Below are 18,188 nucleotides of genomic sequence, written 5' to 3' on the forward strand. Positions count from 1 at the left end.
AGGTCCAAATACAAAAGTCACGGGGTTGACCTACCTGATCATTCCTTTCTGCATTATGGTGTCAGGTTATTTTCTCGACTTTTTGAATAAGATTTTACTTGCCGCATTGCCTCCGGTGCATCTGCTATAGCCCCCACAACAAGAACACTCACGATGCCACCAAAGGCCACTTTATATTCTGATTATTTGTCGCATTCTAACGGTTGCGCGCCCTGGGCGATGCTGTAAAATGGAATTTAATCTTGAGTGGTGCCCCCAGTCGGAATCGAACCGACACGTCCAAAGGACACTGGATTTTGAAGTCAACCAGCCTAACGATAAAATACTGATTTATTTAGACTATCCTGATCCAGAAATCCGAATGTGTAAGAAAATGTGTAAGTTTCGACTGAAACAAGACATTACCAAAATACAAAGCCTGGTCTTCTTCCCAAAAACTGTCCAACCAATGGGGTCCACCTCTATAATCATAATCGGCCCGCCGTATTTTCCATCGCAGCGGGAAAAAAAGTAAACTGGCACCTTAACTCGTAATACTATTGATCACCCATTGTTCATTCGCGACACACAAAATATCAGTGTGCATTTGGAATCCTCTGAAATAATATTTCCATCAAATTGATCTATTTGAAAATGATCATCAGGTGTCACATTTTCGCTAAAAAAGTCTATAAGGGACTGTCCAAGTATTTTACACACATTGGTACCGCCCGTTAGCTCCAAAGTTTTCCCCCTTATTTTTACCGAAAAATGGGCATCTTCATAGGGTGTGTGTGTGAACAAAGCTTCCTTTAAGGAATTTTTGTAAAACAGCGATTGTTTCCTGTCAAAAGAAATGGCAATTTGTTCAGTAAAACCTACTAATTTTCGACCCAATTCTTGCAGTTCCTCCGGTGAACCAGAACATTCAATCTCCGGATCATTTTCATCGCCGTCAAACATCAACCACATGTTAATAATCACCTTTCCTAATAGTTGCTGGATCAATAGGTATATGAGGGTCCGCTAACTCACCTGTATTGATAATTTTTCCATTAACTTGTGTTTGTAAGTTCAAATGTGGCCCCAATTTTTGGACATGAGCACTAGCAGGGTTCAAATCAAACCCCACTCTTTTAGTAATAGCCTCCCCAGCTTGGTTTATAGTTTTTTGAATGAATTGAAGACCTGTCTTACCTGCTATGCTTACTGTTTCTACACCTTCATCTAGAAAATCACCAGCCATTGTTAATGCGCTTTCCATTGAAATACCAGCAGCACTTTTTGCTCCTACCGTAGCAACGGTAAATCCAAGCCCCGTTCCAGCAGCATCTCCCATTGCAGCTTCACCAACTGCCGTAACGATTTCTGTAGCAGTAGCAGGATTGGTTAAAGCCGCACCACCAACCTGCATAGCTACGGGAGCCGCGAGACCAAACGCTACCGCCCCTGCTGCTATTTTCTGAGCCGTCGGATTATTAGCCGCAGTTTCTGCAGCCCGAACCATCGCCCTGGCTTTGACACATTAACTTTTTATAAAATCTATGCTATGTAATTTTCATGAAAACAATATCTTACGATCGACATCGCTTCCACCCTGACATTATAAAACAAGCTATTTGGCTTTATTTCCGATTTACCATGAGCTACAGGGAAGTTGAAGAATTATTGGCGGAGCGCGGTATTGATGTCAGCTATGACCCGAAGGGCAGCGCGGAGCAGCAAAACGGTGCGTCGATGGGCTATTAAGTTTGGAATTGATTATGCCCAGCGCATCAAGAAACGCAGACCTCACCCCCATACAGAATGGTTTCTGGATGAAGTATTCGTCAAGGTCGGCGGCGAACCCATGTACCTCTGGCGCGCCGTTGATGGCGAAGGTGAAGTTTTGGATGTCTTGGCGCAAAAGCGTAGAAATAAAAGGGCTGCTCTAAAACTACTTCGAAAATTATTAAAAAATCAGAGCATTCCTCCAACAAAAATCGTTACTGATAAATTGAGGTCCTACGGCGCTGCACTCCGAGAATTTGAAATTGAGCACCTGCAAGACACTACAAACAGACTGAATAATAGGGCAGAAAGCTCCCACGTTCCCATTCGGCGAAGAGAACGAAAGATGCAACGTTTCAAGTTCCATAAATCAGCACAATTATTTCTCTCAATTTATGGCCCAATCTATAATTTATTCAACACTCAGAGACATCTCATTTCAAGACAGACACTAAAAACATTACGGTCAATCGCAATGACCGAATGGAATTGTTTGACTAATGCTGCTTGATCCAAACCTCCTATGAAATTACTGCGCCTTGAGAAAGTTTATGTGACAGCCCCCAAAAAAGAGCTCCCGCGGAATAAAGGCCGTCTTACCTTCAACCAAGGCCGACAAACATTTTTTCTTACACAACTAGATTGGCCCCTATTTGGACTAGCGATGATATCAAATATAATTCGTATTCAAAACAATCAAAATCATTGTTACATACATCAAATAAAAGATTTTTCCCTGCAAACTATCCTTATAATAAATACATTAAACGGCGATACACCAAAACTGGAATTCTTGTGACAACAGAAAACCCAAAATCATCTGAAGCGACAATACCTGCACCTCCATTATTAGATTCATTCATCCCACTCGGCTTCTTGATTATCCTTCTAGCTGGCTCAGTATACTTCTTTGGAGAAGATTCAACCGCAGGTGCAACACAGGTCGCCTTTTTCTTTGCTAGTGGTCTAGCTATACTAGCTGCTGTAAAAAATGGTCACTCTTGGAAAGAGATCGAAACATCCATTACGAAAGGTATATCAGTCACTATTAATGCCATATTGATATTGTTTATGGTCGGTGCCGTAATTGGTTCATGGATCGTTTCCGGAACTGTTCCAACCTTGTTATATTATGGTCTAAAACTCATAGATCCCAATATATTCTATATCTCAACATGCATCGTCTGTGCCTTTTCAGCACTTTGTATCGGAAGTAGCTGGTCCGTTATTGGCACTATAGGCCTTGGCCTTTTTGGAGTTGCTAATAGCTTAGGAATATCGTCTGAAATTACTGCAGGAGCAATCATATCTGGAGCATATTTTGGGGACAAAATGTCACCCTTGTCAGACACGACTAACCTAGCGCCTGCTGTTGCTGGCACGGATTTATTCACACACATTGGGAATATGATCTGGACAACCATTCCAGCAATTTCCATAGCCCTTGTTGCTTTTTGGTATTTGGGGCTGGATATAGAAGTTAAATCATCACCTAATGAACTCAATCAAAAGCTAGAATATCTCAGGGAGTTTTTTAACGTCGGTCTTCACCTTTTGATCCCGCCACTGCTCGTTTTGATTTTAGCATTAATGAAGTTTCCCGCTTTTCTCGCAATGCTGCTTAGTTCACTTTCTGGAATAGTAATTGCAGTATTTTTTCAAAAAGAACTCTTGATTTCGTTTGGAACCATCGAAAATTTATCAGATATGGAACTAATCATTAAAGGTGTTTGGACTGCACTTTTCGATGGGTATTCCGCAAATACGCCTGACGCAGATTTAAATAATCTACTCTCGCGAGGAGGTATGGCAGATATACGGAATAATGTATGGTTAGTGATATCGGCCATGATGTTTGGTTCTATTATGGAGCATGCAGGTTTCCTACAAAGACTTATAAAAGGTATGATGTCATTGGCTCGCTCAACCGGGTCACTTATTTTCACAACCGTGATAACTTGTATTAGTGTGAACATTGTAGCTGCTGATCAATTCATCTCCATTGTATTGCCCGGACGCCTTTATCAACTGGAATATAGAAAAAGAAAACTTGGTCCCCAAACATTATCCAGGACATTAGAGGATGCCGGCACTGTAACCTCTCCATTAATTCCTTGGAATACTTGTGGCGTTTTTATCAGCAGTGTCTTTGACTTAACAGCCTTTTCCTATGCACCATACTGCTTTTTCAATCTTCTTTGTCCGATCATTTCAATATTCTATGGTGTGTTTAATTTCAAACTTACTTACACCCACCAAAGAGAAACGCTCACTAGAACAACCTAAACAATATAAAACGCAAGAACTCCGCCATCAATATAGCTACCTTTAAAGAGGTTGAGAAATAATCATAGACCAATTCCAAACCACTTAGATTTCCAATTATCCAATATGAATTGGTAACAAAAACCAATACATATAGCGCACCTACAGTATTAAATATAATCCCTCTCAACAGTTCTGCAGGGATTTTCCTGAGATAGTATAGAATATCTGAATTCATGGTTATGAATTCAGAGAAATTTTTCCAATAATGATGAGAAATGACCTACCTAAAAGCTGTAAAAAAATGTTTTCACTACTGAAACATCACAATAGAGGCAGGTGTACATAATTTGATGAGAGTTTTTCTTCTTAAATATTATTCTGAGCGGAAAAACTGGTAACAACATGGAAATTCAGCGGAAACATCCGAGAAGTTTTTATATAGTTAATTACATGATACCCACATTTTGGATATTAATTTTCTGATCTAGGGTAGTATGATAAACTTATAATTAGAAAGAAGTTATATGCGAATCAATATGTTTCACCGCGGATTAATGGCAGGAACAGCGCTTCTCATAGCATCCTGTGCGCAATCTCCAAGTAAAAACATAAACACTGAATTCAATTCCGTTACAATAGATAAAGTGTTTAAAGACATAAAGGATGATACCCCCGGATGTATTCTGGGTGTGATCAAAGATGGTGCACTTGTCTTTCAAAAAGGATATGGCCTTGCTAATTTGGAACACAGCATTCCGATTACGACTGATACAGTGTTTCGAATTGCCTCTACGTCAAAACAATTTACGGCAATGTCTACAATAATCTTAGCTGAAGAAGGACAAATTTCACTTGATGATAATATACGTAAGTATGTTCCAGAAATGCCAGATTATGGTAAAATCATCACCATCCGTAATCTCATTAACCATACAAGTGGAATACGCGATTTCCTGACACTTTTCTTCCTAAAAGGTTTCAAAGACCAAGATTATTATACAGAAGTAGAGTTTCTGGAAATGCTTGCCAGACAAAAAGAATTAGACTTTACTCCCGGAGAAAAAATGTCTTATTCAAATTCCGGATATATCCTTCAATCAATTATCATTCAACGGGTAACGGGCAAAACTCTTGCTGAATATGCTAAAGAAAAAATATTCGACCCATTGAAAATGAAAAACACTCATTTTCACAACGACATCAAGCACCTTGTTAAAAATCGAGCCTATGGCTATTGGCCTGATAAAAAAGGTGGCTATAATGTAGGCGGTACACCACAGGAACTCATCGGAGATGGCGGAGTATTTACGACAATTGCAGACCTTGCACTCTATGATCTAGATTTTTATGAGGGAAAAGTTTGGCGTCCAGCTGTAAAAGAACAAATGATAACTCCTGGGGTCTTAAATGACGGTAGTCCAGCCGCTTTTTTTCCTGATATTTTTTATGCTGGTGGCTTGATTATCGGAAAACAACGTGGCCTTCCCTACGTTCGTCATGCTGGTCAATTTGCTGGCTTTATAACAGATTTCATTCGTTTTCCAGAACAAAAACTGTCTGTCACTGCTTTATGCAATGGTGGAGATTTAGATGCAGTCGGTTTTACCGGTAAAGTTTCAGATATTTTTCTTGAATCCCATTACATAGAAGCAAAATCATCTCAAGAAAAAGAAACAACTGAAAAGCAAGTCAATCAAAAGAAAATTTCATCTGAGACACTGAATGCTATTTCTGGGAAATATTATAATTCTGATCTCGATGTTATATATAAAATTGTTAAAAATGGTAAAACGTTTGATCTACTGATCGGAAAAAGACCAACCAAGATAACTTTCGAAGAACTCAATTTACCTGTATTTGATCTGGGAGACGACGTTCTAGGCAATGAATATATCAAGATCAAAATTATCAGGGATAAAGAAGGTCAGGTTACAGCCCTTAACTTTACTGACTTCAGTGTTGTGAAGAATCTATACTTTGAACGTGTGAATAAATAAAGTTTATCTACATACACAAACTGTGCCGCGCAAAGTTAAAAATGTTGCGCGGCTTTTTTTATAAAAATGAAAAGCAATGTTTTACATACAGAATAAATGTAACATTTATTCCTACAGGAGTATTTTTTATTGCCCATATACCATAAAAGCAATGGAAACAACTTTCTAAGGATTACAAAACAGCCATTTTATCGGGACAAAATTGTTACACTTTGATTAGTGACTTTCTCAAGTTATCACCTAAAGAGAAAAGTTTTTTGGCAGGACGTTATGAAAGTCCAAGTAATTTTTAAATGTAAAAATATAGGTAATGGAGTAAACAATGAAACGCTCAAATAATATTATACGAAGGCATAAAGTAGCATGGATAGCAACGACTGTTTTAATAAGTTCCTTTTCATCTAATGCTAACGCCGCAAATGACGTCGATGACAAGGTTGAAATGGATGAAATCGTCATAACCGCAACCAAGAGGAAGCTCAAACTGCAGGAAGCTCCTTTAAGCGTACGCGCTCTGCAAGGATACGAACTATCCAAAATCGGTGCTTTTGACCTGGAAGGTTATGCCCGAACAGTTCCTGGCGTGGCCCTAGATGAAAGCGGCCCTGGTCAAAATAGAGTTAATATTCGTGGCTTGGCCGCTGTTGCGGGAAGGGCATCAACGGTTGGCTATTATATTGACGGCATAGCACAATCCCAAAACGAACAAAGTGATCTTGAATTATATGATGTCAGCAGCGTTGAAATCCTTCGTGGCCCACAAGGTACATTATACGGTGAAGGATCTATTGGCGGTTCAATTCTTGTGCGCACCAATCAGCCAAATATACAACAAATTGAAATGTCAGGTGACATAGAAGTTTCTTCTTATGCAAAGGGCGGAGAAGGTTTTGCCGTACATGGCATGGTAAATCTGCCTATTGCCCAAGACCTGCTTGCCATGCGCGTTGTCGGTTATTATCGGGATGAACCGGGGTTTATTGATAATATCACAACGGGTAAAAATGATGTCAATGATTTTACCCGCAAAGGCGGCCGTGTCCAATTTTTGTATCAACCCAGTGAAGTATTCGATCTTACACTAGGGGCATATTTCCAGAAAATGACATCTGGCTCACTTCAAACCCAAAACCCACGTATTGGCATTCGCTTTAAAACCAGAGCGCCGATCGACGAGAATAACATCCAGAATATTTTCCAGGTAAGTGCCGCTGCAAATTACGACCTTGGCGCCGCAACCTTGACGTCTGTTTCTGGTTATTATGAAAGAGATCAGGAACTTAACCAGATTTTCTCGCAATTCATCGCACTCGGTGGTTCTGATGACGAGTATGTCGGGCGGAAGAATGATGCACCAACATCCATATTCAATCACGAAACGCGCTTAGTTTCAAATGGAGACAACGATTTCGACTGGTTGGTTGGCGTTTATTACAATCGCAGGAATCAAAGTTTTAATCAGGACATCATATTTGTGACTGATGGTGTATTGGACAGCAGTCCTTTTATCAGCTTCCTCGAAGATTATAAGATTCGCCAATATGCCATTTTCGGTGAGGGTAGCTATGCCCTAACCGATAAACTGGATATAACCGTAGGCCTACGGTTTTATAAAGAAACATATAGCTTTAAAGGATCAACTGTTCTTTTTGGCACCCCCTCTCCCACCTCCCCGCCGAATGGTAATGATACCAGCTGGTCGCCAAAGGTCGCCGTTTCTTATAAAGCAACTGAGGACCTTAATCTTTATGCCAACATGACCAAAGGGTACCGCGCTGGCGGACATACGGGCAATATCCCTGAAAACACCCCAGCCGGCTTGACAGAAGCGCAATTCGTTTATTTCAAACCAGATGTAAGCTGGAACTATGAGGTAGGGTTTAAGAAAAGCTTTCTTGATGGAAATGTCATCATGAATGTCGCGGCCTATCTCATAAAATGGAATAATTTGCAGGTTTCCGATCAATTTCTTGATCAAAACATCGGTGATTTCGTCAATTACATATCAAACGCAGGATCAGCAGAAAGCAAGGGATTTGAGCTCGAATTATTTACCCAGCCTATGGAAGGCTTAAGCATAAATGCCGGGATTGCCTATACGGATGCAACCCTCACGGCAGATGCACCTGCTATTGATGGCTACAAAGGTGATAAATTAGGTGATATCCCCGATTGGACAGTCTCACTCGACTCACAATATAATTTTGCAATCTCAGATACACTTGATGGCTTTATCGGGGGCAGTTATCAGTATATTGGCAAGGCCGATGACAACTTTACCGCTGTTGTATTCGATGGTGACCGTTCTATCGATAGTTACAATCTTGCTGGTATCAGAGTCGGCATTCAAAGCGATAACTGGGAATTCAAAGTATATGCTGAGAATTTATTCAATGAATATAATGTCATTTCGTTTCTCATAATTCAGGAAGTTGTGCTCCAGCCTCGACGGATCGGTGCCAAGCTTTCCTTCAATTTCTAGTCCAATCTACTGAGGAAATAATAAAATCTCCATTTATTATTCCTTCTGCAACTTGCCCTCCGCTTTAGTAAAGCGGAGGGTTTTTATGTGCTCGTTAGATATAACATTAACATCAGGGTTTTATCCTTGAACGTTTCATCCAGTCTGCACTATTGCAGTTTAATGAAAGCTACCAAAAAAACACCGTGGTATGTGCCCCCCAGTAGAGCACATATGATCTGGTTCTGTAAATAGACCTGAATTTTTCTAACCAAATGTCTGTATATATATTACATATATGACATTATTGGGATGATGTGGCTACCCTATTCCGGACAAGTAAGTTAAAAGATATCTTACTTATTAGGGAATAAAATTACATGTCCAGTAGTAGAATAAATAACTATACCTCAGAGTTTCGAGAATCCTCGGTGAAGTTAGCTCTCGAAACTGATCAGCCCGTCGCTCAAACAGCTAAAAATTTAGGTATTAATATCAGCACACTCCATACTTGGATTAGCAAGTATGGCGTTGCTTTGGGAAAACCCAGTCCCCTTAACGAACATCATTTTGATGAAATTAAACGTTTGAAGAAAGAACTGGCACAAGTTACGCAGGAGCGTGATCTGCTAAAAAAGGCGGCCGCATACTTTGCCAAAGAAATTTAGTGAAGTATGCGTGGATCTATGAGCAAAAAAGCCGTTATCCGATTTCAATACTCTGCCGTTTTATGGGTGTCAGCCGGAGTTCTTATTACAGCTGGCGCGAAGCGCCGATAAGTCTGAGGGCTCGGCAGGATGAGAGTTTGACGGAAGATATCAAACATATCTTTAAAGAAAGCCGCCAGACCTATGGTACACGGCGGATTAAAGAAAAACGCGCGTCAGAGAATAATTTTGTTGGCCGCAAACGCATTGGCCGATAAATGAAAGAGGCTGACTTACAGTGCAAAACCAAGCGAAAATTCAAGGTGACAACCTGCTCTAAACATAAAAAAGAAATCTCACCTAACCTGTTGGAAAGACGGTTCGATGTGGACCATATGAACCAATATTGGGTCGGCGACATTACTTATGTGGCCACCAAAAAAGGCTGGCTGTATTTAGCGACTGTAATTGACCTATATTCTCGAAGTATCGTCGGATGGTCTATGGCCAATCACATGCGCGCCCCGTTGATCAATGATGCTTTTCTGATGGCTATTTGGAGGCGAAGGTAGTGTCCAGAATTTTTCGCACTTTTGATTTCGAGTTGTGTTCTTCCGCTAAGCCAATTTCTCCTGTGGTTGCTGCGTGAGCAGGGTCATATCCAGATATCTCTTCGTGCTCCACTTGGTGCCTGCAATATGCCTCAATCTGGCGGCGGCCGCCAGATTGAGGGCGCTTTCCCCATCCGGGAAGGCCCCGACCACGCGGGTGCGGCGTCTGATCTCGCGCATGATCCGCTCCAGCGGATTGTTGGTTCGGATCCGTTGCCAGTGCCGGTCAGGGTAGCTGTAATAGGCCAGGGTTTCCTGCACCGTATCAGCGACACATTCTTCACCTCACCTGCCCAACTGCGTTTTAGGACAATGCCGTCGAGATAAACATAGGGATGTGTGCCTTCGATGGGGCGGTTGCGCCAGACGGCAATCTTCTTGTAGATCTTTTTATTGAGGTTACTGATGGTCGATGGCGATACCTTGGCGCCCCACAGCGCCTCGGTGATATCCTCGACCCGGCGCACGGAAACGCCCGCCAGATACATCTCGACCATGCTTTCCTCTACACTGGCTTCCCGACGGCGATAGCGTTCAATGATCGCGGTTTCAAATGTCTGGCGACCTAGCTTGGGCACCTTCAGCTTTACCTCGCCGGCGCGGGTGTGCAGGCCACGTTCATAGCTGCCCGCCCGGATGTCATGGCGCTCGGCACTGCGCTCATATCGTTCCGCCCCGCAAAGCCGGTCCGCCTCCGCATCCAACAGCGCGTTCAGGGTCTCCTAAACCGTGCCGCGCACGATCTTGCCCAGATGGTCCTCTATCCGCGCATCATCAATTTTGATGACATTAGTCAAAGCCTTTGTGGTTTCCTCTTCCATGGTGTCTCCTTTCCTGATGTTGAAATCGTTACTGAAATCAACCTAACAGTCAAGAACCACCAACCTTTCCTCAAATGTGCGAAAAATAGTGTACGTTATCAACATATCTGCCATCATATAAAATAATAATGGTAAAGGAATTCTATGAAATCTGAGCCGATGAAAGACACCAATTTACATCAATCACTGTCTACTGGTGTCTCCAATATATTGATATTAATACTTTAAACATCACTTACCAAAGCAAGGTTATTTTTTAATCTTATTAATTACCCTAACCTACAACATAATATTTATTTTCCCTTAATAGTATAGACAAAATAATTATAAACAGCCTGCGAAATATCCGCGATAATTTCTTCGTTAAACTCTATGCCCTTACCTGCATCTTTTGTATATACAACAATGGCAATATTACCTTTATTTCCAGGCAATTGAATGACGCCAACATTATTAATGACACCGTGTGCAGTATCCAGCGTGCCGGTTTTATGCATAACTATAGTATTTTTTGGTAATTTTCCTTTAATACGCCCTTTACCAGTCTCACAACGTTCCATTATTTTTTGAAGAATTTTCTTGCTTGAATTTGTTAAAATATCACCTGTCCAAATATTATCCAGTAATTGCAACATGGCATTTGGTTCTGCCTTGTCATCATTATTTCTAGAAAGATATGCAGCCCATTTCGGATCCTGACTTCTTTGTTTTTCTATAACTGACAATTCTTGCAATTGTAGTGGTGATAAACTTGACCATGCCTCTGCAAAAGACAGACCGTCCTCTCTGACCAGTTTTGTGAGAGGTGCGAAACTAGCAAAATCAATGATCAAATCTTTGGTACCTCGTGATACTGTCATTTCTTTAATATTCTGATCACGGAGCATCGCCGTTACAGCTTTACCTCCTCCGGCAATACGAAGTAATACGTCAGTCGCTGTATTATCGCTGAGAACAAGCATTAGCTCCATCAAATTAGAAATTGAAATAGATACAGGTCCACGGTTAAACCGATCTGCAATTATACTCCAGGAAACATATTCATCCTTACGAATCTCAATCAGATCATCCAATGAAAGTTTGCCCTGATCTACCAATTGCAATATTCGAACAGCAATCGGTATTTTATATGTACTCGCCATTAAAAACTGAGCATCACCATTAAAAGATAATAGTTTGCCAGTTTCCAAATGACGAACAGCAACCCCAACATTTCCACGATTTCTTTCTGCAATTCTCCGAATTTCTTGCAGCAGAACATCAATGTCGATAGTCGGGTTATAGATTACTTTCCCTGAAGAGGAATAGGACGATGAAATACTAAGAAAAAAAATCAATCCACTGCATATTAAAAACATATATTTCTTGATCATTATCGGTCACCTCTGGTTTTAAATTGTTGAAGTTTGTATATATAAAAATCTCTTATGGTACGGAATATTGCACCGATCTATTAGGTTCAAAATCCATCTGGCTACTCGGTAATGACAAATTGATCTATACCCCCAACAACTGTCCTAAGTACTTTTACATTAGCGATTTCTGATGGGTCAATGAGTAGTATATTTTTTGATAAAACTGTAAAGTCAGCCAATTTTCCAGCCTTCAAAGTACCGGTATCACTCTCATTAAAACCAGCATAAGCATTATTGGTAGTATATGCTCTCAGTGCTTCTTCTACTGAAATTTTCTCGTGTGGCACCCAACCTCCAGGATTATTACCATCAATGGTTCGACGTGTAACAGCTGCATAAATTCCCTGTAATGGCGACAAGGGAGCAACAAACCAATCCGACCCGAATGAAAGCGGTGCCTCGGCATCTATCAAAGACCGAAATGCATAGGTTCGTGTTATACGATCCGGCCCTATTAATTCTTCAGCCCAACGCCCATCATCAATAGCATGGTATGGTTGCATTGAAGGGACTACATTTAATGCTTGAAATCGTGAAAATGCCTCCTGAGAAAGATGTTGACTATGTTCAACCCGAAATCGCCGATCTCGACGTCCATTTTTATTTTCAACACTTTCAAAGATATCTAACAATGTATCGTTGGCTTGATCACCGATTGCATGAACAGCCACATGTAACTTTGCAGCATCTGCCCCCAATATCATGTCATGAAGTTTTTTAGTGGAAATTACAGGGAAACCCGAGTTTTCTGTATTCCCAAGATATGGCTCTTTAAACCATGCCGTTGCAGAACCTAAAGAACCATCTAAAAATCCCTTCAGCCCACCCCATCTGAGCCACTCGTTTCCGTAGCCATTTTTTTGTACAAACTTATCGAGCTGCTTCCAGTAATTTAAGGGAATAAAACTATAAATTCGTAATTTCAGATTGTGTTTTTTTTGGGCACGAAGATAGACATTTAAGCTATTCCAAACTGCATCTTGTCCTTCATCCATACCCATGTCATGGATTTGTGTAATACCATTCTTGAGGGCAAGTTCACTAGCAGCTTGAAATGCTTCATCCATCTCTTTCGGTTGAAAAGTAGGAATAATATTAGCAACCAGATTAATCGCCTGATCCTTTAATACTCCAGTCGGATCTCCGTTTTTATCCCGTACAATTACTCCTCCTTTAGGAGCAACTGTGTCTCTAGTGATACCTGCTAGTTTCAAAGCAAGGGAGTTTGCCAAAACCATATGGCCATCTAATCGACGGACAAAAACAGGATTATCTAACGTCACCTCATCGATCCAGTCTTTGTGGGGCAATTCCCCTCCCCACCCTGTATGATCCCAATTTCCACCCAAAACCCAACGTCCTTTAGGAATTGATTTTACATGATCAGTCATTCGCCTAACAAATTCTCTAGGGGAAGTAGCGGACCGTAATTTTACACTCGCAAAGTCAGTTCCTCCTGCAAGAAAGTGAACGTGGCTATCGATAAATCCTGGAACCATAAAGGCACTCTTGAGGTCAATTATCTTAGTGGAGGGCTGGATATATTTTTTCATCTCGATATATGAACCCAAAGCAAGAATTCGGCTACCTCGAACCGCGAGAGCATTTACAACCGGTTGTTTTTCTTCACCTGTCCAGATCTCAGCATTTATATAAATTTTATCTGCTCCTGATTCCGTGCCCGCAGAAGATACTCCCGTTGAAAAAAATAAAAAGCAAATAGAGGAAATAATCGTAATAAATCGGTTCATTTATGTTCCCAGTAATAATCTATTAATTTTATGTCATAGTACCAATACTTACCTTCAAGCCTTTACCTCTTAGACAAACTGATTGGCAGTAAGAATTAGCAAAATAGTTACTACAATATTTCATGTATTCATGAAATATTTGCACTGAATATCATACAGATTTTGAAAGAAATCAGTGAAACTTCAACTCAATTCAACATATCCCTTTGCCAAAATTGCTTATATCTATTTCACAATAACAACACCCATCAGTATTGAAGGAGTATTAGTAATGAAGTTTAGACGTATGCCGATTGAGGCTGAATCACCAGAACAGCTTGGTTATGACAAAATAAAATACAATCTCGCTGAATCTTCCGTAAGTGATAGATTTTTAAGTCAATTCACTGTGGATTTTCATTCCCAATTGTTATGTTATGGCGATCATATTGGACATCCTGGACTGAGGGATGCCATCGCAGAAGATGCAGGATCTCCTATTACAATAGATAACATCCTGATTACTACAGGAGCCGCAACAGCACTTTTTATTATCTCGACTACACCTTTGGAAAAAAACGACCATATGATTGTTGTTCGTCCTAATTATGCGACCAATATTGAAACACCTCGTACCATCGGATGTGATATTGACTTTCTGGATCTCTCCTTTGAGGACTCATTTCAACTAAATATAAATAAATTACGTTCACTTATCAGGCCGGAGACAAAATTAATAAGCCTGACAACACCTCATAACCCAACTGGTGTTTGCCTTTCTACAGATGAAATATTACAGATTCTCTCACTTCTAGAAGATACTTCAGCCTTCCTCCTCATCGATGAAACTTATGGTGACATGTATGATAAATCAAGACAAGCCGTTGCTGCGACACTATCGGACCGACTTATTTCGGTCAGCTCTCTATCTAAATCCTATGCCATTCCCGGAATTCGCATTGGGTGGCTGATCACACAAAATTCGGAACTGTTCCACATGTTTTTGTGCGCAAAGGAACAAATCAATATCTGTGGCAGCGTTATAGACGAAGAAATAGCCTTTCAGGCATATACTCAACGAGAAATATGGCAACCCAGCAATAACAAGCGTATTGCTCGTACACGAAACATTGTAAAAAACTGGATTGAGCTCGAACCATTAATAGAATGGGTTGAACCCAATGGAGGTTGTGTATGTTTTCCAAGGCTTAATCCTGGTGTACCTGTTAGTATTGAATCATTTTATAAGATTTTAAATGAAAGATACGAAACCTATGTCGGTCAAGGGCATTGGTTTGAAATGCCCAAAAATTATTTCCGTATTGGATATGCCTGGCCGGAAGAGGGTGAATAGGATAGGCTCAGGGAATCTCTTAAAGTCTAGCTATCATACAATTATTGGTCGGGCCTGTTTTTTTTATTTAAACAAGCCCGTACCATCATCTGATTACAACAAATTATGTGAGTTCTATCATTCGGTCCACAATTCCCGAAACTCCTGTCCGAACGGGGTCGCAACAAGGTAAAGCATACTTTTGTTCAAGAGATTTCAAATATTTTATAGCTGAATCTTCATCAAGCTTAGATGTATTTATACTCATACCTACAAAGTAAACGTTAGGATTTGTAAGTTTTGCCGCAGCAATATAAAAATCCATACAGTCACCGAATTCTGGTATTGGAAAATCAGGATAATCTTCAATGGTTTCTCTTGAAGCATCATGACATAATACTAATGCATCAGGCTGGCTTCCATGGAGCAGCCCAAGTGTTACCCCCGCATAAGCTGGATGAAATAATGACCCCTGTCCTTCTATCACATCCCAATGATTTGTCTCATTATCAGGGGATAACACTTCTGTAGCACCCGCAATAAAGTCTGATACAACAGCATCAACGCAAACGCCTTCCCCCGTGATAAAAATTCCGGTTTGGCCTGTTGCACGGAAATCGGCATTATAACCTCTGGCTACAAGCTCTTTTTCAATGGATAATGATGTATACATTTTACCGACTGAACAGTCGGTGCCCACTGACAACAACCTCTTACCAGTACGTTTATTACCTTTGCCTACATTAAATTGCTGTTCAGGTTGTCGAATATCAAAGAGCTTCCTGTTATAATTTTCAGCCAACTCAACCAATTCGGGTACATTGTTCAATTGTGTATGTAAACCTGCTGCAATATTTAAGCCAGACCGAAGAGCATCCTTAAGAACCGGCATCCAATTTTCTGACACCCGTCCACCGAAATTAGCTATTCCTATTACAAGAGTTTTGGCACCAGCTTCTTTTGCCTGAGCTATTGTCACTTGAGGTAGACCAAGATCCACAGTCCCACCATCTAAACTAATCTGTCCTACACATTGCTCCGACCTCCAAAATGCAATTCCAGAAGATGTTTTTACATTTCCGACTTCAGTTTCATCTCCGAGAAATAGTAGATATGGCTTAGGTAGAGTTGTTGGCATTTAGTAATCCTTCTTTAACATTTGAACCGGGTCGAATATCGAGGCTCTTCCACATTCAATATGCCAAGTAATTACTTATGAAATTCAACGAAATACCTAAATTTGCATTATGTTTCCGTCTTTTAACACGCAATTTACGGTATTTTTATCTGATATGACCTAATCTAATATTCAGTGCTCAAACCAATATCTTCAGGCCTCAGCTCACACCGAACTTTATAAGACAATAACAACTTAACCATCAACAATTAAGTCAATCAACCCTAGAATACTGATATCATTGACTAGTTTTACTGATTTGGTGACAGGATAGGTTTGATAATCAAAATTAACTTCCTCATTATTCATCATATGCTCAATAACATCCTGATATCGCTCCACACTAGTTGCTGCAATGGTCAACATATAATCCAAACCGCCCAAAACTGCTCTACATTCTACCACTTCCGGCATTCTCTTAACCATAACTTCAAATCTTTTGGCAACATGCATAGAGTAATTATTGATCGTTACCTCAACCTGGAAAAAAGATATATTCACTAATTTTGTAAGATCTACGTCTGCATGATAGCCACGAATTATATTCTGTTTTTCCAGTCGTTTCATGCGCTCCCAACACGGTGAGGCTGACAATCCCACTTCTTCAGAAAGTTGAACTTTAGAAATACGTCCCTGCTTTACAAGAGCCGCTATAATTTTATAATCAAGACGATCAAGGTTTAAAGGGTTGCTTGCCAAATTCATATCCTTTCCCCCCACAACTCAACACCTGAAGAGTAAACAGAACTCGTAACATCACAATATTGTAGTCCATTTTTTCTATCTTCACGTAATAATAGAGGTCCATCCAAATCGACAAACTCAGAAAGCGATCCAATCAGCATTGCAGGTGCCATTGCCAATGATGTTCCCACCATACAGCCTGTCATAAGACGAAGACCAGCCTTTTTTGCATCACTAGCTAGTAATAAAGCCTCTGTTAAGCCACCTGTTTTATCGAGTTTAATGTTAACAAATTGATATCGATCAATCAAATTTGGCAGATCTGCTCGAGTATGACAACTTTCATCAGCACATAATGCAACTGGTGATTTGAATTTCACTAGAGAATAGTCATTTTCTGCTGGCAACGGTTGTTCAATGAGTTTAACACCCAACTGATGAAGATAAGGAGCATATTTTATTAATTGATCGAAAGTCCAGCCTTCATTCGCATCAATTATAAGGTCACTATTTGGCGCCGCCCTGCGAACTCCCTCAATCCGTTTCATGTCTCCCTGGCGACATCCTAACTTAATTTTTAATAATTTTCGGTGTCTATTGGAAAATGCTTTAGATTCCATTTTTTCTGCTGTATCTATACCGATCGTATATGCTGTCGTTAGAGGTTTAGGCTTGGTATGACCAATTTTTTGCCAAACTGGAATTCCATTTCGATTGGCCTCAAAGTCCCAATACATACAATCAAGGGCATTTCTGGCCCTTAAATGGTGTACAGAAGGATAAATCATCGGCCAAGGCCTTCCTTGTTCGATCAGATCCTTTACCTTTTGGATTTCTTTAACAACAATATCCATTTCGTCTGGATTAACATCATGAGCTTCGGCTTCCCCTTGGCCAAAAATTGCTCCATCCTGAAGAACCACACGAATTATATAACTGTGAGTGATTTTATGATGAGCAATACGAAACGTCTCCCGTAGCTGCCAAGTTTCAGCATAGATTGAAAGTTTCATTAGATTGCTCCTGCATATTTCTTAAAAGAACAATATGCAGTATTTTTCATTGCAATTACGCCTCAATCCAACATCAATCACAATAGAAACACCTGAATTACCCATCAATGACAGCCGATGTAACCGGACCGAAAGACAAAAGGGCATGAAAATGCCATAGATCTCACTGCAGCATATCAAAAATACAGTTTTTTTATTCTATATGTCAAACTGTCAAATTTATATTATCATACAACATCCACAGCGGAATCCAACATCTCATGGCCACCTTAAAATAGTGAT

Annotated in this window: 14 protein-coding genes and 2 pseudogenes; 8 read left to right on the forward strand and 8 right to left on the reverse strand. The window is 40.3% G+C overall.

What is annotated here, in order from left to right; translation table 11 throughout:
* Positions 1-543: 543 nt before the first annotated feature.
* Together FIV45_RS15145 and FIV45_RS15150 are read right to left on the reverse strand one after the other, a co-directional pair.
* A complete protein-coding gene (locus FIV45_RS15145) occupies positions 544-951 on the reverse strand; it encodes a hypothetical protein (RefSeq protein WP_099470769.1) in 408 nt (135 codons plus the stop codon).
* Between the two features lies 1 nt (position 952).
* On the reverse strand, positions 953-1,486 hold the full coding sequence (locus tag FIV45_RS15150; protein ID WP_099470768.1) for a hypothetical protein: 534 nt from the start codon (positions 1,484-1,486) through the stop codon (positions 953-955).
* A gap of 53 nt (positions 1,487-1,539) precedes the next feature.
* Here FIV45_RS15150 and FIV45_RS15155 point away from each other — a divergent pair.
* The 7 genes and pseudogenes from FIV45_RS15155 (at position 1,540) to FIV45_RS18990 (ending at position 9,694) form a co-directional block, all read left to right on the forward strand.
* Positions 1,540-2,260: pseudogene (locus FIV45_RS15155) on the forward strand (IS6 family transposase).
* A gap of 284 nt (positions 2,261-2,544) precedes the next feature.
* Complete coding sequence (gene nhaC / locus FIV45_RS15160) at positions 2,545-4,035, forward strand: Na+/H+ antiporter NhaC (protein ID WP_204601942.1); 1,491 nt, start codon at positions 2,545-2,547, stop codon at positions 4,033-4,035.
* A gap of 506 nt (positions 4,036-4,541) precedes the next feature.
* Positions 4,542-6,014: a serine hydrolase domain-containing protein gene (locus tag FIV45_RS15165; RefSeq protein ID WP_099470767.1), complete on the forward strand. Its 1,473-nt coding sequence runs from the start codon at positions 4,542-4,544 to the stop codon at positions 6,012-6,014.
* Positions 6,015-6,336: 322 nt separating this feature from the next.
* The gene (locus FIV45_RS15170; protein WP_099470766.1) at positions 6,337-8,496 is read left to right on the forward strand and encodes a TonB-dependent receptor; all 2,160 of its coding nucleotides are present in this window, start codon (positions 6,337-6,339) and stop codon (positions 8,494-8,496) included.
* A gap of 359 nt (positions 8,497-8,855) precedes the next feature.
* The gene (locus tag FIV45_RS15175; RefSeq protein WP_099470765.1) at positions 8,856-9,143 is read left to right on the forward strand and encodes a transposase; all 288 of its coding nucleotides are present in this window, start codon (positions 8,856-8,858) and stop codon (positions 9,141-9,143) included.
* Positions 9,143-9,400 (forward strand): IS3 family transposase, encoded by a 258-nt coding sequence (locus FIV45_RS15180; RefSeq protein ID WP_099470764.1) that lies wholly within the window; start codon positions 9,143-9,145, stop codon positions 9,398-9,400. Before FIV45_RS15175 ends, FIV45_RS15180 begins: the two co-directional genes overlap by 1 nt.
* A 117-nt stretch (positions 9,401-9,517) precedes the next feature.
* A complete protein-coding gene (locus FIV45_RS18990) occupies positions 9,518-9,694 on the forward strand; it encodes a DDE-type integrase/transposase/recombinase (protein ID WP_420875281.1) in 177 nt (58 codons plus the stop codon).
* A 45-nt stretch (positions 9,695-9,739) separates the two neighbouring features.
* On the opposite strand, the pseudogene FIV45_RS15190 reads toward FIV45_RS18990, so the two are convergent.
* The 3 genes and pseudogenes from FIV45_RS15190 to FIV45_RS15200 all read right to left on the reverse strand — a co-directional run bounded on the left by FIV45_RS15190 (position 9,740) and on the right by FIV45_RS15200 (position 13,720).
* Positions 9,740-10,554: pseudogene (locus FIV45_RS15190) on the reverse strand (transposase).
* 293 nt (positions 10,555-10,847) lie between these two features.
* Positions 10,848-11,927: a class A beta-lactamase gene (gene bla / locus FIV45_RS15195; RefSeq protein ID WP_099470762.1), complete on the reverse strand. Its 1,080-nt coding sequence runs from the start codon at positions 11,925-11,927 to the stop codon at positions 10,848-10,850.
* Between the two features lie 101 nt (positions 11,928-12,028).
* Positions 12,029-13,720: an amidohydrolase gene (locus FIV45_RS15200; RefSeq protein ID WP_099470761.1), complete on the reverse strand. Its 1,692-nt coding sequence runs from the start codon at positions 13,718-13,720 to the stop codon at positions 12,029-12,031.
* Positions 13,721-13,991: 271 nt separating this feature from the next.
* Here FIV45_RS15200 and FIV45_RS15205 point away from each other — a divergent pair, with 271 nt between their 5' ends.
* On the forward strand, positions 13,992-15,053 hold the full coding sequence (locus FIV45_RS15205) for an aminotransferase class I/II-fold pyridoxal phosphate-dependent enzyme (protein ID WP_099470760.1): 1,062 nt from the start codon (positions 13,992-13,994) through the stop codon (positions 15,051-15,053).
* A 103-nt stretch (positions 15,054-15,156) separates the two neighbouring features.
* Here FIV45_RS15205 and dgcN read toward each other — a convergent pair whose 3' ends face one another.
* The 3 genes from dgcN to FIV45_RS15220 form a co-directional block, all read right to left on the reverse strand.
* Positions 15,157-16,170 carry an N-acetyltransferase DgcN gene (gene dgcN / locus FIV45_RS15210; protein ID WP_099470759.1) on the reverse strand — a complete coding sequence of 338 codons (1,014 nt, stop codon included), beginning with the start codon at positions 16,168-16,170 and terminating at the stop codon, positions 15,157-15,159.
* Positions 16,171-16,404: 234 nt separating this feature from the next.
* Positions 16,405-16,914, reverse strand: a complete 510-nt coding sequence (locus tag FIV45_RS15215; protein WP_099470758.1) for an Lrp/AsnC family transcriptional regulator — start codon at positions 16,912-16,914, stop codon at positions 16,405-16,407.
* Positions 16,911-17,906, reverse strand: coding sequence for a dipeptide epimerase (locus FIV45_RS15220; RefSeq protein WP_099470757.1), 996 nt, complete (start codon positions 17,904-17,906; stop codon positions 16,911-16,913). Before FIV45_RS15220 ends, FIV45_RS15215 begins: the two co-directional genes overlap by 4 nt.
* Positions 17,907-18,188: the final 282 nt, after the last annotated feature.

The organism is Paremcibacter congregatus (assembly GCF_006385135.1).
In the GTDB taxonomy this organism is placed as follows: Bacteria; Pseudomonadota; Alphaproteobacteria; order Sphingomonadales; family Emcibacteraceae; genus Paremcibacter; species Paremcibacter congregatus.